This is a genomic window from Allobosea sp. (assembly GCF_030695125.1).
Taxonomy (GTDB): domain Bacteria; phylum Pseudomonadota; class Alphaproteobacteria; order Rhizobiales; family Beijerinckiaceae; genus Allobosea.
In genome coordinates this window covers 83,813-102,408 of record NZ_JAUYTP010000018.1, presented here as the reverse complement: position 1 = coordinate 102,408, position 18,596 = coordinate 83,813, and the positions used below count along the sequence as shown (strand labels likewise).

Annotated in this window: 21 protein-coding genes; 10 read left to right on the top strand and 11 right to left on the bottom strand. The window is 68.6% G+C overall.

Annotated elements, in window-relative coordinates; translation table 11 throughout:
* Window positions 1-84 precede the first annotated feature (84 nt).
* Window positions 85-423, top strand: a complete 339-nt coding sequence (locus Q8S38_RS05790; protein ID WP_305679474.1) for a hypothetical protein — start codon at window positions 85-87, stop codon at window positions 421-423.
* Window positions 424-433: 10 nt separating this feature from the next.
* On the opposite strand, the gene Q8S38_RS05785 is transcribed toward Q8S38_RS05790, so the two are convergent.
* From Q8S38_RS05785 to Q8S38_RS05770, 4 genes are all read right to left on the bottom strand, one after another.
* Window positions 434-1,480, bottom strand: a complete 1,047-nt coding sequence (locus Q8S38_RS05785; protein WP_305679473.1) for an acyltransferase family protein — start codon at window positions 1,478-1,480, stop codon at window positions 434-436.
* 48 nt (window positions 1,481-1,528) lie between these two features.
* Window positions 1,529-2,527 (bottom strand): glucokinase, encoded by a 999-nt coding sequence (locus Q8S38_RS05780; RefSeq protein WP_305679472.1) that lies wholly within the window; start codon window positions 2,525-2,527, stop codon window positions 1,529-1,531.
* Window positions 2,527-3,336 (bottom strand): 2-oxo-tetronate isomerase, encoded by an 810-nt coding sequence (gene otnI, locus Q8S38_RS05775; protein WP_305679471.1) that lies wholly within the window; start codon window positions 3,334-3,336, stop codon window positions 2,527-2,529. The genes Q8S38_RS05780 and otnI overlap by 1 nt, the downstream gene beginning before the upstream one ends.
* 186 nt (window positions 3,337-3,522) lie before the next feature.
* Window positions 3,523-4,488, bottom strand: coding sequence for a hypothetical protein (locus Q8S38_RS05770; RefSeq protein WP_305679470.1), 966 nt, complete (start codon window positions 4,486-4,488; stop codon window positions 3,523-3,525).
* Window positions 4,489-4,578: 90 nt separating this feature from the next.
* Here Q8S38_RS05770 and Q8S38_RS05765 point away from each other — a divergent pair, with 90 nt between their 5' ends.
* Window positions 4,579-4,794, top strand: a complete 216-nt coding sequence (locus Q8S38_RS05765; RefSeq protein ID WP_305679469.1) for a hypothetical protein — start codon at window positions 4,579-4,581, stop codon at window positions 4,792-4,794.
* Window positions 4,791-5,081, top strand: a complete 291-nt coding sequence (locus Q8S38_RS05760; protein ID WP_305679468.1) for a type II toxin-antitoxin system RelE/ParE family toxin — start codon at window positions 4,791-4,793, stop codon at window positions 5,079-5,081. Before Q8S38_RS05765 ends, Q8S38_RS05760 begins: the two co-directional genes overlap by 4 nt.
* A 6-nt stretch (window positions 5,082-5,087) precedes the next feature.
* Here the strand turns inward: Q8S38_RS05760 and Q8S38_RS05755 are convergent, their stop codons facing one another.
* Window positions 5,088-5,846, bottom strand: a complete 759-nt coding sequence (locus Q8S38_RS05755) for an FkbM family methyltransferase (RefSeq protein WP_305679467.1) — start codon at window positions 5,844-5,846, stop codon at window positions 5,088-5,090.
* Window positions 5,843-7,693: a glucans biosynthesis glucosyltransferase MdoH gene (mdoH, locus tag Q8S38_RS05750; protein WP_305679466.1), complete on the bottom strand. Its 1,851-nt coding sequence runs from the start codon at window positions 7,691-7,693 to the stop codon at window positions 5,843-5,845. The genes Q8S38_RS05755 and mdoH overlap by 4 nt, the downstream gene beginning before the upstream one ends.
* Before the next feature lie 51 nt (window positions 7,694-7,744).
* Here mdoH and Q8S38_RS05745 point away from each other — a divergent pair, with 51 nt between their 5' ends.
* Genes Q8S38_RS05745 through Q8S38_RS05725 form a run of 5 tightly spaced genes read left to right on the top strand, consistent with a single transcriptional unit; the run spans window position 7,745 to window position 11,557 of the window.
* On the top strand, window positions 7,745-8,767 hold the full coding sequence (locus Q8S38_RS05745) for a zinc-dependent alcohol dehydrogenase (protein ID WP_305679465.1): 1,023 nt from the start codon (window positions 7,745-7,747) through the stop codon (window positions 8,765-8,767).
* 7 nt (window positions 8,768-8,774) lie between these two features.
* Entirely contained in the window at window positions 8,775-9,224 is a 450-nt protein-coding gene (locus Q8S38_RS05740; protein ID WP_371125838.1) for a bleomycin resistance protein, read from the top strand.
* 31 nt (window positions 9,225-9,255) lie between these two features.
* Window positions 9,256-9,657 carry a 6-pyruvoyl trahydropterin synthase family protein gene (locus Q8S38_RS05735; RefSeq protein WP_305679463.1) on the top strand — a complete coding sequence of 134 codons (402 nt, stop codon included), beginning with the start codon at window positions 9,256-9,258 and terminating at the stop codon, window positions 9,655-9,657.
* Entirely contained in the window at window positions 9,654-10,718 is a 1,065-nt protein-coding gene (locus Q8S38_RS05730) for a glycosyltransferase family 4 protein (RefSeq protein WP_305679462.1), read from the top strand. The genes Q8S38_RS05735 and Q8S38_RS05730 overlap by 4 nt, the downstream gene beginning before the upstream one ends.
* On the top strand, window positions 10,718-11,557 hold the full coding sequence (locus Q8S38_RS05725) for a class I SAM-dependent methyltransferase (protein WP_305679461.1): 840 nt from the start codon (window positions 10,718-10,720) through the stop codon (window positions 11,555-11,557). The genes Q8S38_RS05730 and Q8S38_RS05725 overlap by 1 nt, the downstream gene beginning before the upstream one ends.
* A gap of 13 nt (window positions 11,558-11,570) precedes the next feature.
* Here the strand turns inward: Q8S38_RS05725 and Q8S38_RS05720 are convergent, their stop codons facing one another.
* Window positions 11,571-12,143 carry a cytochrome b gene (locus tag Q8S38_RS05720; RefSeq protein WP_305679460.1) on the bottom strand — a complete coding sequence of 191 codons (573 nt, stop codon included), beginning with the start codon at window positions 12,141-12,143 and terminating at the stop codon, window positions 11,571-11,573.
* A gap of 289 nt (window positions 12,144-12,432) precedes the next feature.
* On the opposite strand from Q8S38_RS05720, the gene ribA reads away from it, so the two are divergent.
* Entirely contained in the window at window positions 12,433-13,560 is a 1,128-nt protein-coding gene (gene ribA / locus Q8S38_RS05715) for a GTP cyclohydrolase II RibA (protein WP_305679459.1), read from the top strand.
* A gap of 94 nt (window positions 13,561-13,654) precedes the next feature.
* Complete coding sequence (locus Q8S38_RS05710) at window positions 13,655-16,060, top strand: hypothetical protein (protein ID WP_305679458.1); 2,406 nt, start codon at window positions 13,655-13,657, stop codon at window positions 16,058-16,060.
* A 20-nt stretch (window positions 16,061-16,080) separates the two neighbouring features.
* On the opposite strand, the gene Q8S38_RS05705 is transcribed toward Q8S38_RS05710, so the two are convergent.
* The 4 genes from Q8S38_RS05705 to Q8S38_RS05690 all read right to left on the bottom strand — a co-directional run bounded on the left by Q8S38_RS05705 (window position 16,081) and on the right by Q8S38_RS05690 (window position 18,569).
* A complete protein-coding gene (locus Q8S38_RS05705; protein ID WP_305679457.1) occupies window positions 16,081-16,362 on the bottom strand; it encodes a helix-turn-helix domain-containing protein in 282 nt (93 codons plus the stop codon).
* Entirely contained in the window at window positions 16,359-16,682 is a 324-nt protein-coding gene (locus tag Q8S38_RS05700; protein ID WP_305679456.1) for a type II toxin-antitoxin system RelE/ParE family toxin, read from the bottom strand. Before Q8S38_RS05700 ends, Q8S38_RS05705 begins: the two co-directional genes overlap by 4 nt.
* 82 nt (window positions 16,683-16,764) lie before the next feature.
* Window positions 16,765-17,625 (bottom strand): TIGR01459 family HAD-type hydrolase, encoded by an 861-nt coding sequence (locus Q8S38_RS05695; protein ID WP_305679455.1) that lies wholly within the window; start codon window positions 17,623-17,625, stop codon window positions 16,765-16,767.
* A complete protein-coding gene (locus Q8S38_RS05690; protein ID WP_305679454.1) occupies window positions 17,625-18,569 on the bottom strand; it encodes a sugar kinase in 945 nt (314 codons plus the stop codon). Before Q8S38_RS05690 ends, Q8S38_RS05695 begins: the two co-directional genes overlap by 1 nt.
* Window positions 18,570-18,596: the final 27 nt, after the last annotated feature.

The following is an 18,596-nucleotide window of genomic DNA, read 5'->3' as shown; positions in this document are numbered from 1 at the left end:
TCACGCCCGCAGCTTCTGGCGCGAGGCTTGCGTGTGCCGCTGTGACCCCTGACATGGGGTCACAGGCTCCGGAGTTCAAAGACCATGCCGCGTCGACGCACGATCGGGATCGGCCATAATGGCGGCCCGCCGCTGAAGCCGCGCAAGCGCCGCGCGGCGACGGGCTCCGGCGCCATCGGCAGCACCTTCGACTGGCGCTTTGCGCATCGCAAGGCCTGGCGGAAGCCGCGCGACATTGCCTTGCGCCGCGAGGACAACGCGCAGGCGCTCGGCCTGACCTACGAGGAATATGCCCTCGAAATCATGGAGCGCGGCTATTATCCGCAGCCCGAGCATGTCGAGGCGATCAAGGCCCGGCGCGCCGAGCGCCGCCGCAGCGGTGGCGTCGTCGGCCAGTCGCTGAAGGGCCGGCGCCTGCGATAGGCAGGCCGCCTCAGGCGCCCGACCACCGCCTCAGCCCGCGCGTCACGGGAACCTCGAACAACCGGTGGACGACCAGCGCCGCGACGACCGCCCCAGCCAGCGCAACCGCGACGAACAAGCCGGGCTCATGCAGACCGATGCGCATGAAGACCTCGCGCAAGCCGCGGATCGCGAAAGGATGAATGAGGTAGAGTGCGTAGGACGCGTCGCCCACCCGTGCCAGGGCCGTCAACAGCGGCGACGGCGCGCCCTCCTGTCGGCCCGACACCGCAGCCAGCACCAGAAGCGTCGCCGCGGTGCCGTGCAGGGCGAGATCGCGCCAGGGGCCGGCCTGCAGCGGCAGATGCTGGCCCAGCAGCAGAAGCAAGAGGGCGCCCGCCACCAGCGCCCCACGCAGGGCCGCGTTCAGCCGCAGGCCGCGTTGCCGCAGCAGTGCCAGGCCCATGCCGGCTGCGAACTCGAGCACGATCGGCTGGCCCCAGAAACCGAAGGGCAGCGGCAGCGGCCCGACCAGCGCCTCGCTCCCGACCAGCGTCATCAGCGCCAGAGTGACCGCCGGAACCACGAAGCGCCGCGGCAGCAGTAGCGCCGCGGCAAACAGCCCGTAAAACAGCATCTCGTAGTTCAGCGTCCAGCCGAGCGAGTAAACTGGCTGGACGACGCCTTGGGTCGATGCAGCGGGCCAGAACAGATAGGAGGCGGCGATCTGCCCCAGGCTGGGCGCGCCGGAGTTGAGCAGTGCCGGGACGAGCAGGCCCATTATCAGGAACAGTGACGTCGCCACCCAGTAGAGCGGCACGATCCGCACCAGTCGGCGTTGCAGGAACAGCGTCGGCGCGCCGGGACGCCCGAACAGCGCATCCGAGGCGTGGACCATGATGAAGCCGGAGACGACGAAGAAGATGTCGACGCCCGCCATCCAGGGCAGCCAGTCGTTGCGTTCGAAGCTCAGTCCGGCCTGCCGGGCGAGCACCATGGCGTCGGGCTGGACATGATGCACGGCGACCATGAAGGCCGCGAGCGCGCGGAGCGCCTGTATGGGGAGGATGGCGAACAAGGCGGCGCGCGACGGTCGGTTAGCAGCCCGCCGGCCGGCGCGCTTGGCTCAGGCAAACCACAACCGCGCGGGATCGTCGAGGCCGAAACGCTCCGGCGCAGCGGCGATCGCAGCCAGGCCCCGCTCGGCGCCGTCGCCCGCCGTGATGACATGCAGGGCAAAGCGCGCCGCCAGATCCTCCATCGGCGGCTTGCCGGCGAACACCGCGCCGATCGCGCCGCGCTCGGCCAGGGGCAGCAGGCGCGGCACGATGCCGCCGGAGATGTAGACACCGCCCGTCGCCTTGAAGGCGAGCGCGAGATCGCCTGCCACCCGCGCCAAAAGCCGCCAGAAGCAGACCACCGCCATCAGCGCGGTCGGATCGCCGTCGAGCGCCAGCGTCGTCACGTCGGCGGCGCTGACATCGAGCTCGAGCATGCCTGACTCGCTGGCGACCGCCCGGTGGAAGCGCACCAGGCCGTCGCCGCTGAGCAGGCCTTCCACGGTGACGCGCGGCAGACCCACCGTCAGCGCCGACCAGATCTTGTGTTCAGTCGGATCCTCCGGGCCGATGCCGATATGGCCGCTTTCCGTGGGCACGATGACGCCGCGCCCGGCCCGGGTCACCAGCGCCGCCGCCCCGAAGCCCGTGCCCGGCCCAAGCACGAGACGGGCGCCCTGCGGGTCCGGATCGCCGGCGACCAGCGTCGTCACATCGGCTTCGCCCAGGACGGCGAGCGACGCCGCCTGGGCCTCGAAATCATTGACCAGCAGCCCCTGCTCCAGCCCCAGCGCGCGACCGAGTTCGGGGCCGTCGAAATGCCAGCGGGCGTTGGTCAGCTGGGCGGCGCGCCCCTCGAGCGGCCCGGCGACAGCCAGAACCGCCGAGCGCGGCCTTTGCGACAGCGTCGTCAGGACGGCCTCCAGCGCCGCTTCCGGCGTCGCGTGGTTGCCGGTTGGGACGCGCGCGAGATGAGCCGGCGCCGAGCCGGCCTGCGCGACCAGCGACAGACGACAATTCGTCCCGCCGACATCGGCGACCAGCAGCGGATAGGAGAAGCCCACCATCAGGCGATGTCCAGCGGGTCGGGGCGGGGGAAATCATGGCGCCGATAGGGCGCAAACCAGCCAAGCCCTTCCAGCGTGCCGGCGCGCGGCCGGTACTCGCAGCCGACGAAGCCATCATAGCCGAGCTCGTCCAGCAGCCCGAAGAGCGCCGGATAATCGGGGCCGAGTCCGTCGGGCTCGTGGCGTCCCGCCGCGCTGGCGATCTGGACATGGCCGACGAGGGGATAAAGCGCCCTCAGTTTGCCGGCCACGTCGCCATGGATCAGCTCGCAATGATACATGTCGAACTGCAGCTTGACGTTCTGCCGCCCGGCCTCGCGGACATAGGCCGCAGCCCGGTCGAAATCATTGAGGAAATAGCCCGGCATGTCCCGGCCGTTGATCGGCTCGAGCAAAAGGTCGATGCCGTGGGGCGCCAGCGCATCGGCGGCGAAGGCGAGCGAGGCGCGATAGGCCGCCTGCGCGTTGGCGTCGTCGGGGTCGGCGAGACCCGCCATCATGTGCAGACGCTTCACGCCCGTTGCATGGGCATAGGCGAGCGCAGTCTCGACACCTGCCCTGAATTCGTCCTCGCGGCCGGCGAGCGCCGCGATGCCACGCTCGCCCTTGGAAAAATCGCCCGGTGGCAGGTTGAACAGCGCCTGCTGAAGCTCTCCACCGGCAAGCGCCAAACCGACCTGCTCGGCCGCGTGCTCATAGGGGAACAGGAACTCCACCGCCGCAAAGCCGGCATCCGACGCCGCCTTGAAGCGGTCCAGGAACGCCCATTCGGTGAACATCATCGACAGATTGGCGGCAAAGCGCGGCATGGCGGTCTCGAAGCTGGTGACGGTCCCGCAAGGCTAGCGCGATGCGCGCCCCGCGTCATGCGGCAACGCGTCAACGACGTGAAGCGTTCCGGAACCGCGTGATTGCCAGCGCAGCGAAGCGATCCGGATCGGCGCAGAGCGCGGCCGTCCTGGACTGCTTCGCTGCGCTCGCAATGACCGAACGTCCTACTTCTTCGCCGGCGGGTTCGGGTCCTTCGAGAAGTTCCGGAAGACCATGTCGGGCGAGGAGGTGTTGTGACGCGAATGGGTGGTGCGGCCCATCCAGATGTCGGTCGCCTTGCCGCCCGTGAACGGCATCAGCTTCTCTTCGCGCCAGCCCTTGGCGCCGGGCTCGCGAAGGGCGATGTGCGCGACATCGTTGTTGCCCTCTGTGACATACATCGAGCGCAGCGCCACGAAGGCGTTGCCGCCGGTCACCGGCCTGTCGAGCACGACATCCAGCACCATGCGGTTCTCATCGACGCCCTCGAGCTTCAGCGTGCCGTTGGAACCGTCCTTGAAGCTCAGCTTGAACGAGGTCGTCTTGGGGTCGAACTCGATCTCCCTGATGTTGACGACGGGTCGCGCGCCATCCTGAACGATCGGGCCGACCAGAAAGGACGAGCCATAGGCCGTGGCGGCGAGCTGCGAGGGCGGCATCGGCCTGGCGCGCCAGTAGCCATCCTGCGGATAGACCACGAGCAGCTCGTGCGAGCGGTCCTTGCCAAGCTTCCAGAGCTGGACGAGATGCAGGCCCTTCTCGACCCGGTCGCCCACCTTGAAGGTCGTATCGGACGGGCGCCAGAAGGTCGGGAAGGTGTAGCCCACGAGCCAGTACTCGATGCTCTCATAGAAGGTGACGCGGCGTGGCGGGGTGGCGGCGGCGAAGACGGGGTCGCCCGTCATGTCGCAGGCGGTCCAGTCGGCCTCCCAGTTGTCGCGGATCAGGCCGGCGATATAGGCGGGATGCGCGGCCTCGATCTGGAAGCGCCGCACCTCGGGCGAGATGGCCTTGATCGTGACGTTGTCCTTCTCGGCGCAGAGCACCGGCTCGGACTCGTTCCTGACCTCGACGGCGACGTCGCTGGCGGCCAGCGCGGGCGCAGCGGAGAGAGCGAGGGCGAAGATGAGGGGGCGCAAAACAGCGTGCATGATGGATCCTGATGATGTGGCCGACATGCCGGCGGCGGGAACGATCACACACGCCATAGCAAGGACTGCTGATTTTAGGTATGGTTGGGCATGACCAAACTGCTCCAACAGGCGTTGGCCGCAACGGAAGCATTGTCTCCGGACATGCAGGACGAACTCGCTCGTCAGATTCTCGCCTTCACAGCCCGCGAGAGCGAGGTATATCAGCTGTCGGAGGAGGAACTTGCCGCGCTGGACGAAGCCGACCGTGGCGGTTTTGCATCGGACGACGAGGTGGCTGCGTTGTGGACGAAAGCCGGCCCGTGAAGCTGCGCTACAGAAGCGCCGCCCGGTCCGACATCACTCGGATTTTCGATTATCTCGATGGCCAATCGCCTCAAGCGCGCCAAATGCTAGAGATAGTCCTCAAGGCGGCGCTGGAACGCCTTCTTCAATTTCCATTCGCGGGAACTCCCACGACGCGCCCAGGCACAAGACGGCTCGTCGTGCCCCCTTACCCCTATGCAATCTTTTATCGTGCAACGACCGACGCCATTATCGTCATTGCAGTCAGGCATACCGCGCGGCGCCCATCGCAGGCCTTTCCACATTGACCGCAGTCACGGCGTGAGCACCGCATAGACATCGCCCGAATTCGCCTCATGCGGCAGCGCGCGCAAATAGCCGCCCATCGCCTCGGCGCTGGCGGGCTCGTCTAGCTCCAGCTGCTGGCTCTCGCCCAGTGCGACATTGAAGCGATAGGGCCCCAGCGTCTCCAGCAAGGCGAGGCAGGCTTCGGCGACGTCCCGTTGGATTGTGGTGAACTCGAAGGAGATCGCCGGCACGGGACGGGTCAGCCCCGCCAGCACATGCGCCTCGAAACCCTCGACATCGATCTTGAGCAGGGCCGGGACGCCGTGGAGCGCGATCAGCGCGTCGAGCGTGGTGCCGGGAACCTCGATCTCATGGTCCCAGACCTGTTCCTGCCAGCCCTGCGAGCCTTTCGCCGCGCCGATGAAGGCGGTGGAGGCGGTCGAGACGGTCGGATTGGCGCTGTTGATCCGCAGTGTCACCGGCCCTTCCTTGTCGCCGCAGGCGGCCTCGACCAGCGTCACCTGCGGGTCGCGGCCATGGATAAGCCGCAGGACGCGGGCAGGCCCCGGCTGCGGCTCCAGCGCGACCACGCGCGCGCCGAGCCGGCGAAAGGACGAGACCCGGTCGCCGACATGCGAGCCGATGTCGAAGGCGAGATCGCCCGGCTTGAGGAAGCGGCCATATAGCGCATCCATCACGGCGTTGCGGGCAGGATCGCCATGATAGACGCGCAACGACCGGCTCAGCGCCTTGGCCGTGCCCGGCCGGTAGATCGAGGCGTTCATGCGCTGTGGCCCTGGCGAATCGAGATCAGTTCGGCGGGAGGGTCGAAGTCCTCGGGGATGCCGCAGAGCCCGTGGCGCGCAAACCAGGTGCCCAGCGCCGGCAGCGCGGTCACCATGGCGAAGGGGATGGCCAGGAGATAGCCCGCCGTCAGCGGCAGCGACCAGAGCAGCATGGCGGGCGAGATCACGATCAGCGTCGTGAACAGATAAAGCGCCAGCAGCAGATGCGGCCACAGCCCTGCAAACGCCGTCGCCAGGGACAGCGCATGGGCATCGCGCGCCTGCCCGCCCCAGCCGATACGGGAACGCCCGAACAGCAGCCCGATCATGAACAGCGTGGTCCGGAAACTGGAGACCGCGCCCTGGAGGAAGGCGAACACCACCTCAATGGCAGCCGAGATGATGAAACGCGGGGCTCCGCCATACTCCCGGGCGCCGCCCTTGCGCAGCAGGATGTCGGCGAAGCCCGCGAGCTTGGGCGACAGATACATGGCCAGGAACAGGAGATAAAGGCCGGCGGCGAGCCCCGCAGGGTAATCCGCCAGGGCGCGATCCTCGATCACCTTCAGCGGCAAAAGCGCGATCATCAGCGTCCAGGCCGGCAGCCCGAGGAACATCAGGATCGCCCAGAACAGCTGGAAGCGGCTCATCGGTCGCAGGTCCGGGAGGTGGAGCAGCTTCAGATATTGCAGGTTACCCAGGCACCAGCGCAGGTCGCGCTTGGCGAAATCCAACATGGTCGGCGGGTTTTCTTCCCAGCTGCCCATCTCAACGGGCAGCACGCGCACCTCGTAGCCGGCGCGGCGCATCAGCGTCGCCTCGACCTGGTCATGGCTCATCACGGCTCCGCCGAGAGGCGGGCCGCCCGGCAGCACCGGCAGATGGCAGCCGTCGCGAAACGGCGCGATGCGGACCATGGCGTTATGCCCCCAGAACGGGCCGCAATCGCCGATCCACCAGGCCGAGCCCATGGTGTAGGGCCGCATGCCCTGGCGCATGCCGAACTGGAACACGCGGGCAAAGGCCGACTGACTCGGCATGCCCACCACGAGGCTCTGCAGGATGCCGAGCTTCGGATAGGCCTGCATCATCCGCGTCAGCTTCACGATCGCCTCGCCCGACATGACGCTGTCGGCGTCGAGCGGCAGCATGATCTCGTAATCGTCGCCCCAGCGCTCGCAGAAATCGCGGACATTGCCGGCCTTGAAGCCGGCATTGTCGCTGCGGCGGCGATAGATGATGCGGCAATCCTCGCCTGCCTCGGCCTGCCACGCGGCGGCCAGCCTTTCCTCGGCTGCGGCGACCTCGGGATCGTTGGTGTCGGACAGCACGAAATAGTCGTACCAGCCGCCCTCGCCCGTGGCGTTGACGCTCTGCTTGACCACATGCAGCCGAGCGAAGGCGCGGGCAGGATCCTCATTGCGCAGCGTCATGAGGATGGCGGTGCGGACCGCAACCGGCGTCGGCAGATCGCCGGCGGCCGCGAAGGGGGCGACGCGTTCCAGCCCGTCCTTCACGCCATGCAGCAGCCAGAAGCCGAGCACGGCGTTCCAGAACCCAAGCACGGTCCAGGGCGCTCCGAACAGGAAGGCGACGAAGATAGCGCCATCGGCAATCGTCCAGCCGCCCGCGCCCAGCACATGCGAGAGCCCGTAGAGCAGCGCCGCCAGCGTCGCCAGATTGACCGCCAGCACGAGGCGCCGCCGCCTGGCGAGCACCGCTTCGGACTGGAGTCCGGCCGGTGTCAGGCCCGGCAGCGCGACCGCCTCCTGCGGCGTGGCGAGCCCTTGCGCTGCCGGCTGGAACGTGGTCGGAGCGGGGCGCGGGTTCATGGCGGTCTCTGTCATGCGATCCATCAGGGCAAGGCAGGCGAGGCAGAACGGACGAGGGACGCAGACATGGCGCTCAACGATACGGCGCAGGAGCTAAAGCCGTCATTTTCGTCCAGCGCAAGCGCATCCGTGACGGCGCTCTGGTATGTCGCGCCGCGTGAATGCGCCCTGAACGCGCAAGCGCTTCCCGCCCTCACCGCCGGGGACTGTCTCGTCCGCACGCTCTGGAGCGGTGTCAGCCGCGGCACCGAGCGCCTGGTCTGCGAGGGCCGGGTGCCTGTGGGTGAATACGAGCGCATGCGGGCCCCCTTCCAGCAGGGCGATTTCCCCTTCCCCGTGAAGTACGGCTACTGCGCGGTCGGCGTCGTGGAGGCAGGGCCGCAGGCCATGCTCGGCGAGACGGTTTTCTGCTTGCATCCGCATCAGGACCGCTTCATCGCCCCGGTCGATCGGCTCACACGCGTGCCCGCAGACGTGCCGGCGCGGCGCGCCATCCTCGCCGCCAATATGGAGACGGCTCTCAATGCCCATTGGGACGCCGGCTCCGGCCCGGCCGACCGTATCGTCGTCGTCGGTGGCGGCGTGCTGGGACTGCTTGTCGCATGGCTGGCGGCGAGGCTTCCGGGTGCGCAGGTCACGCTGGTCGATGTCGAGCCGGCCCGCGCCATTGTGGCGCAGGCGCTCGGTTTCAGCTTCGCCCTGCCCGCCGATGCCCCCGCCGAGGCCGATCTCGTCTTCCACGCCAGCGCCTCGGCGCCGGGCCTCGCCACCGCCATCGCCGCCGCCGGCCTCGAGGCCCGCATCGTCGAACTGAGCTGGTATGGCGACGGCACGGTTCCAGCCCCGCTCGGCGGCGCGTTCCATGCCAAGCGGCTGCAACTCGTCTCCACGCAGGTCGGCGGCATCTCGCCCTCGCGCCGGCCGCGCTGGGACTACGCCCGCCGCTCGGCTGCCGCCATGGCGCTGCTCGCGGACGACAGGCTCGACGTGCTGATCACGCAGGACGTCCCTTTCGCGCAGGTACCCGAGCGGCTGCCCGCGATCCTCGATCCCTCCTGGCGTGGCCTGACGGCCGCCATCTGCTACTAAGCGCGCCATGACGCCTCGCTCGCATCCCCGCCCCGCGCTCGTACCCGAGCTTTACATCACGGCATTGCCCACGAGCCTCGCCTTCTGGCGCGATCTGCTCGGATTCAGGGTGCTCTACGACCGCCCCGAGCAGGGCTTCGCCGCCATCGAGCGCGACGGCGTCGAGTTCATGCTGGAGGAATACGAGACAGGCCCCTCCGAGCGCTGCTGGGATACCGGCCCCCGCGAAAAACCTTATGGCCGCGGCATCAATTTCGAGATCATGGTCTCGGATACGGACGTGCTGCTGGCGGCGCTCCGCCGGGCGGCATGGCCGCTTTTCTTCGGTCCGGAAGAACGTTGGTACAGGATCAGCGACACCGAAGAGACCGGCGTTCATCAATTTCTGGTTCAGGATCCGGATGGCTATCTGCTGCGTTTCTCGCAATCGCGCGGCCGCAGGCTGCTCTCCGCCTAGCCTTCACCGAAGCCAACCCCAAGGAACGCCCATGTTCTCCGTCGAAGTCCGTGACCGCATCATGATCGGCCACTCCTTGCCCGATCCGTTTTTCGGCCCCGCCCAGAACATGCATGGCGCGACCTTCGTCGTCGACGTCGCCTTCTTCCGGCCGACGCTGACCAGGCAGAACGTCGTCGTCGACATCGGCGCGGCGCTGGATGTCCTCAACAAGACGCTGAAGCCGCTGAACTACCAGAATCTCGATGTGCTGCCGCAGTTTGCCGGCGTGCTGACGACCACCGAATTCCTCTGCAAATACATCTTCGATGCGATGGCGGGCGCGGCCAAGTCGGGTGCGCTCGGCGAAGATGGCGCCGGCCTCGCCCGCATCCGCGTAACGCTGCACGAGACCGATCTGGCGCGGGCCACCTATGAGGGCGCGCTCGCGTGAGCGCGATCGCCTTCGCGATCCCTGGCGACATCGACCTGCCGACCGGCGGCTATGGCTATGATCGCAGGCTGTTGGCGGAGTGGCGGGAGACGGGTATCGAGGCCCGGCATGTGGCGCTGCCCGGCTCCTTTCCGTTTCCGACGCAGGACGATCTGGCGCAGACCGGCCGCGCGATCCTGTCGCAACCCTATGACGATGTCCTGCTGATCGACGGGCTGGCCTATGGCGCCTTTCCCGAAGGCATCGCCGCCGGGTTGGCCGGGCGCGTCGTCGCGCTGGTCCATCATCCGCTGGGGCTGGAGACCGGGCTCGAGCCCGAGACGGCCAGGGCGTTGCTCGCCCGCGAGACCGCCGCGCTGCGCTATGCCCGCGCCGTGGTGGCGACGAGCCCGGCGACGAAGCAGCGGCTGATCGCCGATTTCGGCGTCGACGAAGCGCGCATCACGGTGGCGGTCCCCGGGGTCGATCCGGCCCCGCGGGCCAGGGGGGGGCCGGTCGGCGGGCCGCTCAATATTCTGGCTGTAGGCTCGATCGTGCCGCGCAAGGGCTATGGCGTTCTGGTCGAGGCGCTGGCCGGACTGAGCGACAGGGATTGGCGCCTGACCCTTGTCGGCGCGCCCGACCGTTCGCCCGAGACGACGCGCGACCTGACCACCCGGATCGCCGCGGCGGGGCTCGCCGAGCACATCACCCTCGCCGGTGCCGTCGATGAGGCTGCCCTGGCTGCGGCCTATGATACGGCCGATCTCTTCGTGATGCCCTCGCTGTTCGAGGGCTACGGCATGGTTCTGACCGAAGCGCTGGCCCGCGGCCTGCCGATCCTCTGCACGACGGGCGGCGCCGCCGCCGAGACGGCGCCCGACGCCACTGCTGTAAAAGTCCCGCCCGGCGATGCCCCTGCACTTGCCAAGGCCCTGGCAAGCCTGATTGATGCGCCGCAAAGACGCTCGGCCATGGCCGATGCAGCGTGGATGGCTGCGACCAGCCTGCCGCGCTGGCGCGAAACGGCGGCGATCGTCGCCGGAGTCTGTCTGCCCGAGAGCGGGCGAAAGGGTTTCTGATGGCCGGTTTCTCTCCCGAATGGCTGGCGCTTCGCGAGCCGGCCGATCACGCGGCGCGCAATCCCCAGGTTCTGGCCGCCGTCGGTGCGCATTTCGCCGCCAAGGCCTCGGTGACGGTCGTCGATCTCGGCTGTGGCGCAGGCTCCAACCTGCGCGGCACCTATGCGGCCCTGCCCTCGCGCCAGCACTGGACGCTGGTCGACCTCGACGAGCGCCTGCTCGCCGCCACTCGCCAGACACTGGCCGGCTGGGCCGACGAGGCGCGCGAGCAGGGCGAGGAACTCGTCCTGACCAAGGGCGATCACATGATCACCGTCGATACCCGCCAGGCCGACCTCAACAAGGACCTCGAATGGGTCCTCGGCTGGCAGCCCGATCTGGTTACCGCAGCCGCCCTGTTCGACCTGACCTCGAAGCGCTGGATCGAGCGCTTCGTCGCCGCGCTGACCAGCCTGCGCCTGCCGCTCTACACCGTGCTGACCTATGATGGCCGCGAGATCTGGCAGCCGCCCCACCCCGCCGATGCCAGCGTTCTGGCGGCGTTCAAGCAGCATCAGCACACCGACAAGGGCTTCGGCCCCGCCGCCGGCCCGGACGCCACCGATGTCATGGCGGAGGCGTTCCGCAAATCGGGTTTCGCGGTCTCGATCGGCGACAGCGCCTGGCGGCTCGACGGGCACAGCGGCGAACTCACGCAGGCGCTGGCGAGGGGCATTGCCGATGCGGTCCTCGAAACCGCCAAGGTCGATCCCGACACCATGGCCGGCTGGTTGGCGACCAAGACGCAGTCGGCTTCAGCCCTCGTCGGCCATCACGATCTCTGGGCCCGTCCGGTCTGACAACACGCCGGGTCTATTTCAGCCCGGGCAGCATCCGGCGCAGCACGCCGTCCTTGCGGATCAGGTGATGGTAGAGCGCCGCGCCGATATGGGCGCAGGCGAGAAGCCCCATCACGATGGCGAGCGTGCCATGGATCTCCAGCACCTGGCCCGCGAGATCCTGGTTCGGCGTGGCGATGGCGGGCAGGCTGAAAAGCCCGAACAGCTTCAGCGAGGGGTAGAGCGAAACCCCGATCCAGCCCAGCAGGGGCACGACGAGCAGCAGCCCGTAGAGCAGCCAATGCACCAGATGCGAGCCGGCCTTCTGCCACCACAGAAGCGTCGGCTCGTCGGGCGGCGCGCCTTTCAGCAGCCGATAGGCCAGACGGCCCGCGACCAGCCAGAGCACGAGAAAGCCCAGCAGCTTGTGCGAGCTGTACATCGCATTGGTCAGCCCGTCCCAGATGTTCAGCGTGTTGCCGCGATAGGTCATGACGAGGCCCGCGGGGATCATCGCCAGCACCGCAGCGGCAGTGACCCAGTGCATATGGCGCGCCGCGGCGCTGTAGACCGCGCCCCGGCTGGCAGTGTCCCGAACCTGCGTCATCTCGACCTCCCTGCCCGTCCGGTGGCTTTGCCGGCTTGAAGCGCCGGTCTGCGCATTCATCCAACGTTCAAGGTCGCAAGACTATACGGAAGATTAACGGAATGCATGTCGCCCAAGGCCGCAGGCGCTGCCATCGAGAATGCGCCTGTCGTGGAACTGCTCTCGCCTCAGGCACGTTGATGGAAAAGGGTGCAGCGTTGATCTATACCGGCGCTGCGCCCGTACAAGCCTACTCCCCCCGGCAGGCACAGGTCTTCCTGAGCGCCAGCCCTATCTGACGGACAATCCGATGCTTCAGTCGCGTACGCTGTTCGGACGCCCGCTCGAGACGAGCCTCGTGGCGGTGGACCGGGCCATTTCCGAATTTCGCGCCGGTCGCCCGGTGCTGCTGCGGGCTGGCGAGCGGCTGGTGCTGGCGCTGTCGGCAGAGCTCGCAGATAGCGATCTCGTCGGCCGGCTGGACGCATTGGCCCTGGGCAAGGCGCATCTGGTGCTGAGCCCGGCCCGGCTGCGACGGCTCGGCGCGAAGAGCCGCGCCGAAATCGGCATCCTGGCGATGCCCACGCTCGACCTCGCGCGCATCGAGATGCTGGCTCTCAAGATCGACGGCAAGGTCGACGCCCCCGTGGCCCCTGCATCCGACCTCGACGACGCGGCGCTCGAACTGGCGCGGCTCTCGCTCGTGCTACCGGCCACGATCATCGTTCCTGTGACGGCTGCCCAGATCGCCGGCGAGCCTCTGATCGAGGTCGCGATCGAGGCGGTCAATGGCTATCGCGCTGCCCAGGCCGCGACGCTGACCATCGTCGGCCGCGCGCCGGTGCCGCTCGAAGGGGCGGCCGAGACCGAGTTCGTCGTCTTCCGCGGCGGCGAGGGCCTGCGCGACCAGGTCGCGATCATCGTCGGCAATCCCGATCTGACCGCCGCCGTGCCGGTTCGCCTGCACTCGGCCTGCCTGACGGGCGACCTGTTCGGCTCGCTGAAATGTGACTGCGGTGACCAGCTGCGCGAGACCGTGCAGTGGATGGCCGAGAACGAGGGCGGGATCCTGCTCTATCTCGACCAGGAGGGCCGTGGAAACGGCATCTCCAACAAGATGCGCGCCTACAAGCTGCAGAGCCAGGGCTGGGACACCTATGATGCCGACGAGGTGCTGGGCTTCGATCTCGACCAGCGCCAGTTCGACTTCGCCGCGACGATGCTCAAGCAGCTCGGCGTCACCCGCGTCACCGCGCTGACCAACAACCCGCTCAAGGTCGGCGCGATCAAGGCGGCGGGCGTCGAGGTCGTGGGCACCCAGCGCGTCCTGGGACGGCCCAATGTCCACAATGTCCGCTATCTCGCCTCCAAGCGGGACCGCGCCGGCCATTCGATCGACATGGACGCGCTGATGGCGCGGGCCGCGCCGAAGGATTGAGCCGCGCCAGGGCGCGCGCCATGGCGCCGACGCGGGCTTGCGAGAAGGACTTGAACGCGATGACGACTTCGGGCACCGCAGCCTGATGTCGCCCATGCCGAGCCCGCCATCCGCCGTCCCGGCCGCGCCCTGGCCCCTCGCCCGGGTCGTCGCCATCGTCGTCCTCGCCTGGATCGCGCTGTCCTGGCCCTGGCTTTCCGGCGTCGTCACCATTCCCTGGGACGCCAAGGCGCATTTCCAGCCCCAGCTCCAGTTTCTGGCGGAAGCCTGGCACAGCGGCCGCTCGCCCTTCTGGACTCCTTACGTCTTCGCCGGCTCGCCGCAGATCGCCGATCCGCAATCGCTGATCTTCTCGCCGCCCTTCGCGCTGATCGCCGCGCTCGAACCTGCTCCCGGCTTCCGGCTCGGAGACGGGGCGGTGCTCGGCACCCTGCTGGCCGGCGCGCTCGCCTTCGTCGTCATCTTCCGCGACCGCGACTGGCACCCGGCGGGCGCGGTCGTCGCGGCCCTCGCTTTCGCCTTCGGGGCGGCGGCCGCCTGGCGCATCCAGCATATCGGCCAGGTGCTCAGCCTCGGCTATTTCGCGATCACGCTCGCGCTGATCGCACGCGCGCTGGAGCGCGGCTCGCTGGCCTATGGCTTTGCCGCGGGCATCGTCGCCGGCTTCATGGTGCTCGGCCGCGACCAGGTCGCGCTGCTCGGCGTCTATGTCCTGGCCGGGCTGGTGATCGCCGCCATCGCCATGGCGCGCCAGCCCTGGCGGGCGCTGAAGACGAGCCTGCTGCCTCTATTGGCAGGCGGGCTCGGCGCGGTGCTGGTCGCGACCGTGCCGATCCTGCTCACGGCCGTGCTGGCGGAGGGCTCGAACCGCCCGGCGATCGACCTGACCGGCGCCGGCAAGGGCTCGCTGCACCCGGCCGCCCTACTGACGGGGCTCTTCGCCAATCTCTTCGGCGCGGCCGGCCCGCTGGAGAATTTCTGGGGCGCGCCGAGCCCCGCCTTCGAGGCGCGCTTCGGGCCCCAGGACCTCTACCTCGCCCGCAACATGAGCCAGCTCTATCTCGGGCTGATCCCGACGGGGCTGATCCTGACCATCGGCGTCGTCCGCGGCGCGCTGCTGCGCCGCGAGATCGTCGCGCTCAGCGTCGCGGCCCTGCTCGTTCTGATCTTCGCGCTCGGCCGCTTCACCCCGGGCTTCCGCCTGCTGTTCGAGCTTCCCGGCGTGTCCTTCTACCGCCGCCCGGCCGACGCGCTCTTCATCCTCGGCGCGCTCCTGGCCCTGCTCGGCGGCTATCTGACCCATCTCGTCATGACCGATGCCGCGCCGCGCGCGAAGCCCTGGCAGCGCCTCCTCGAGGTCGCGATCTTCACGGGTGCGCTCGCACTCGCGCTCTGGCTGGCCTGGACGGTGGGGCGTCTCGCGGTCGCGACTGTTCCGCTGGTCACCGCGCTGCTCTGCGGCGTGCTCGCCATTGGCGCACTCGTCGCCGCGCGCGGCTTTGCGCTACGAGGGGCGGGGCTCGCGGCGACGATCGTGCTGGCCGCGACGCTGACCATCGATCTGTCGGTCAACAATGGTCCCAGCGAATCCACCGCCCTGCCCGCGCAGGATTACGACGTGCTGCGCGCCGACAGCGACAATGAGACCATCGCTGTCCTCAAGCGCGAGACCGCCCGCACCGCCGGCCCCGACCGGCGCGACCGCATCGAACTCGCCGGCATCGGCTTCCACTGGCCCAATGCCAGCCTCGTCCACCGCCTCGACAACACGCTCGGCTACAACCCGCTGCGGCTCGGGATCTACAGCAAGGCGACCGGCGCCGGCGACCATGTCGCCCTGCCCGACCAGCGCACCTTCTCGCCGCTGATGCCGGGCTACCGCTCGTTGCTGGCCGACATGCTCGGCCTGCGCTTCATCGCCACCGGCGTTCCCGTCGAGCAGATCGACAAGGCGCTCAAGCCCGGCGACCTCACCCAGATTGCCCGCACGCCCGACGCCTATGTCTACGAGAACCCGCGCGCCCTACCCCGCGTGCTGCTCGTACCCAGGGCGGAGACCGCCGATTTCGACGCGATCCTCGCCACCGGCCAGTGGCCCTCAGGCTTCGACCCGCGCCGGACCGTGCTGCTCGACCGCGCGCTCCCGCCCCTGCCGCGCGACCCGCTGGCGACCGGCCGGCCCGCAGGCACGGCGGCACCCGCGGGGGCCAACCCACCCGGCCAGAACCCGGCCGGCAGCGTCCGCATCACCGATTACGGCACCACCGAGGTGACGCTTCGGGTCGAGGCGCCCCAGGGCGGCTATGTCGTGCTGAACGACGTCTGGCACCCCTGGTGGCAGGTCGAGATCGACGGCGCCCCCGCCGAAATCCTGCGCGCCAACGTCCTGTTCCGGGCCGTCGCCGTGCCGCCGGGCCGTTCGACGGTGAAATTCGTATTCCGGCCGTTCCGGGGGCTGTTCCAGGATGTCGGGAAGCGGCTGCGGGCGGGGCGGGGCTGAGGGTTGCTGGCTTTCAGACGCTAAGCCGCGTCCTTGACCCGGATTTCGATCTCCAATTGCGCCGACGCGGCAATGTTGACGAGCGCGTCGAGCGAGAATTTGGCGAGCTTCCCGCGCAATAGGTCACTGGTACGAGGCCGCGTCAGCCCGAGCCGCTTGGCGGCTTCCTCCTGAGGCAAATCCCAACGCTGGACCGCCTGGCGGATCGCGTAGAGCAGCGCCGAACGGGCCTTGAGGTTGGCCGCTTCCTGCTGGGTATCGGCCAGGGCGTCCCAGACGCTCTCGGAGATGTCCGCATTCATCGCTCTGCCTTCCATCGTTTCAGCCGTTGAGCCGCGAGGTCGAGGTCTTTCTTGGACGTGGCCTGCGTCTTCTTCTGGAACGCGTGAAGCACCAAAACGCGGTCCTCGATCGTCGCCAGATAGATGACGCGGAATGCGCCCGATGCCTCCCGAATCCGGATTTCCCTGACGCCGGGCCCCACGCTCTGCATGGGCTTCCAGTCGTCAGGATCCTCTCCGCGCTGAACCAGTTCGAGCTGCCAGCCAGCGTCGATCCTCGCGTCATCAGGGAAAGCGCGGACATCGGCTCTGCTGCTTCCAAGCCACTGGATCGGCTTCATCGGACAGAATGTATCGATCTCGATACATTCTGTCGAGATCGAAGTTGCTCGGTGCCGGCATCGACACCCGTGGCCGCTGCCCCTACCCCAGAGCCGCCATCGCCGCGACCGGCTTCACCGGGCTCCCCGCCAGCACGGCCTCGAGCCCCGCCGGATCGAGGACCCCATCCCGCATCGTCTCGTCGCGGTGGATGCCGCCGGCAATGAACAGGCTGTCGAAGCCCATCAGCCGCGCGCCGGCGAGATCGGTGCGGACCGCATCGCCGATCACCAGCACCTTCGCCGGATCGACCGGATGGCCGCCGCGCGCCGAGCGGGCCGCCTCTAGGGCCAGGTCATAGGCCGGGCGATAGGGCTTGCCAGCATAGGCGACGCGGCCGCCGAGCTCCTCATAGATTAAGGCGAGCGAACCGGCACAGGGCAGCAGATCGTGCCCGACATGGACGACGAGATCGGGATTGCCGCAGATGAAGGGCAGCCCCCGCGCCGCGAAGCGCTCCAGCAGCGGGCGATACTGCTCCGGCTGCTCGGTGCGGTAATCGTTGAGCTCGGTCGCGACGACGAGATCGGCCTCGTCCTCGGAGACCAGCTCGACATCGGCATGGTCGAAGACGGCCCGGTCGCTCTGCCAGCCGATATGGAAGATCTTGCGGTGGTGGCTCTCGGCGATCAGCGAGCGCGTGACGTCGCCCGAGGTGATCAGCCGGTCCCAGGCGCTGCGCGGCACGCGCTTCTTGTCGAGGAGGTCGGCGACCTGTTCGGACGGGCTCGGCGCGTTGGAGAGCAGCACCACCGCCCCGCCCTGCTCGCGGTAACGCGTCAGCGCCGCGCAGGCCGGCGGCAGCGCCCAGACGCCGTCATGCACCACACCCCAGACATCGCTGATCAGCACGTCGTAGCGGGCGAGCAGCGCGCCCGCCTCATCGAGAACCGGAACGGCCATCAGTTTGCTTTCTTCGCCTCGAGAGCCATCCGCGCCTCGACATCGGCGCGGCGCGGCAGGGGTGCCACCGCACTGAACCCCTGGGTGGACAGGGCCGCAGCGACATTGGCGTAGGCTCCGGCGGCAAAAGCGTCGCCGGTGCGGATGTATTCGGCGAGGAACGCGCCGTCATAGCAGTCGCCGGCGCCGGTGGCGTCGATCGCGTCCACCTTGATCGGCACCAGCCGCTCGCGCCGCTCCGGCGTCGCGACCAGCGAGCCCTCATGGCCGAGCGTCAGCGCCACGATCTTCGCGCCCAGCCGCAGATAGAAATCGGCGATGGCGTCGGCATCGCTCAGGCCGGTGAGCTGGGTGGCGTCGTCATAGCCCGGCAGCACGATGTCGGCCATGCCGCAGGCGGCATTGATGATCGCCTTAGCCCGCGTCAGCGGCCAGAGCTTCAGGCGCAGATTGGTGTCGTAGGCGGTGGTCACGCCGGCCTCGCGCGCGATCGCAAAGGCCTCGAACACCGCGTCGCAGGCGGAGGCCGAGATCGCCTGGCTGATGCCCGACGCCTGCACGATCCGGGCGGAGGTGACGAGATCCCGCGGCACGTCGCGCGGCCCCATCAGGCTCGCGGCGGAGCCGGCCCGCAGATAGGAGAAGACATGCCCCGACGGGCCGTGATCGACGAAGTAGAGCCCGGTCGGCGCGCTCGGATGCGTCGTGACATGGGCATCGTCGACGCCTTCGCAGCGCCAGAGATCACGGATCGAGCGGCCTGCCATGTCGTCGCCGAGCGCACCGAGATAGGCCGTCTTCGCGCCCTGGCGCGCGGCGGCGATGGCGCAGTTCGAGGTGTCGCCGCCATGGCCGAACTGGAAGGCGCCGCTTTCGGCGCGGGTGGCGTTGAACTCGCCCAGCGGCTCGCCGATGCAGAGGAGATCGTAGCGGGTTTGGGTCACGGGGCGAAGACCATCTCGTTGGAAGCA

Excerpts from the sequence above, each read along its gene's own strand:
- Q8S38_RS05790 (WP_305679474.1), top strand. The coding sequence starts at position 85 with ATGCCGCGTCGACGCACGATCGGGATCGGCCATAATGGCGGCCCGCCG.
- Q8S38_RS05780 (WP_305679472.1), bottom strand. The coding sequence starts at position 2,527 with ATGGTGGGCTTCTCCTATCCGCTGCTGGTCGCCGATGTCGGCGGGACG.
- otnI (WP_305679471.1), bottom strand. The coding sequence starts at position 3,336 with ATGCCGCGCTTTGCCGCCAATCTGTCGATGATGTTCACCGAATGGGCG.
- Q8S38_RS05770 (WP_305679470.1), bottom strand. The coding sequence starts at position 4,488 with ATGCACGCTGTTTTGCGCCCCCTCATCTTCGCCCTCGCTCTCTCCGCT.
- Q8S38_RS05765 (WP_305679469.1), top strand. The coding sequence starts at position 4,579 with ATGACCAAACTGCTCCAACAGGCGTTGGCCGCAACGGAAGCATTGTCT.
- Q8S38_RS05755 (WP_305679467.1), bottom strand. The coding sequence starts at position 5,846 with ATGAACGCCTCGATCTACCGGCCGGGCACGGCCAAGGCGCTGAGCCGG.
- mdoH (WP_305679466.1), bottom strand. The coding sequence starts at position 7,693 with ATGACAGAGACCGCCATGAACCCGCGCCCCGCTCCGACCACGTTCCAG.
- Q8S38_RS05745 (WP_305679465.1), top strand. The coding sequence starts at position 7,745 with ATGGCGCTCAACGATACGGCGCAGGAGCTAAAGCCGTCATTTTCGTCC.
- Q8S38_RS05740 (WP_371125838.1), top strand. The coding sequence starts at position 8,775 with ATGACGCCTCGCTCGCATCCCCGCCCCGCGCTCGTACCCGAGCTTTAC.
- Q8S38_RS05735 (WP_305679463.1), top strand. The coding sequence starts at position 9,256 with ATGTTCTCCGTCGAAGTCCGTGACCGCATCATGATCGGCCACTCCTTG.
- Q8S38_RS05725 (WP_305679461.1), top strand. The coding sequence starts at position 10,718 with ATGGCCGGTTTCTCTCCCGAATGGCTGGCGCTTCGCGAGCCGGCCGAT.
- Q8S38_RS05720 (WP_305679460.1), bottom strand. The coding sequence starts at position 12,143 with ATGACGCAGGTTCGGGACACTGCCAGCCGGGGCGCGGTCTACAGCGCC.
- ribA (WP_305679459.1), top strand. The coding sequence starts at position 12,433 with ATGCTTCAGTCGCGTACGCTGTTCGGACGCCCGCTCGAGACGAGCCTC.
- Q8S38_RS05710 (WP_305679458.1), top strand. The coding sequence starts at position 13,655 with ATGCCGAGCCCGCCATCCGCCGTCCCGGCCGCGCCCTGGCCCCTCGCC.
- Q8S38_RS05705 (WP_305679457.1), bottom strand. The coding sequence starts at position 16,362 with ATGAATGCGGACATCTCCGAGAGCGTCTGGGACGCCCTGGCCGATACC.
- Q8S38_RS05700 (WP_305679456.1), bottom strand. The coding sequence starts at position 16,682 with ATGAAGCCGATCCAGTGGCTTGGAAGCAGCAGAGCCGATGTCCGCGCT.
- Q8S38_RS05695 (WP_305679455.1), bottom strand. The coding sequence starts at position 17,625 with ATGGCCGTTCCGGTTCTCGATGAGGCGGGCGCGCTGCTCGCCCGCTAC.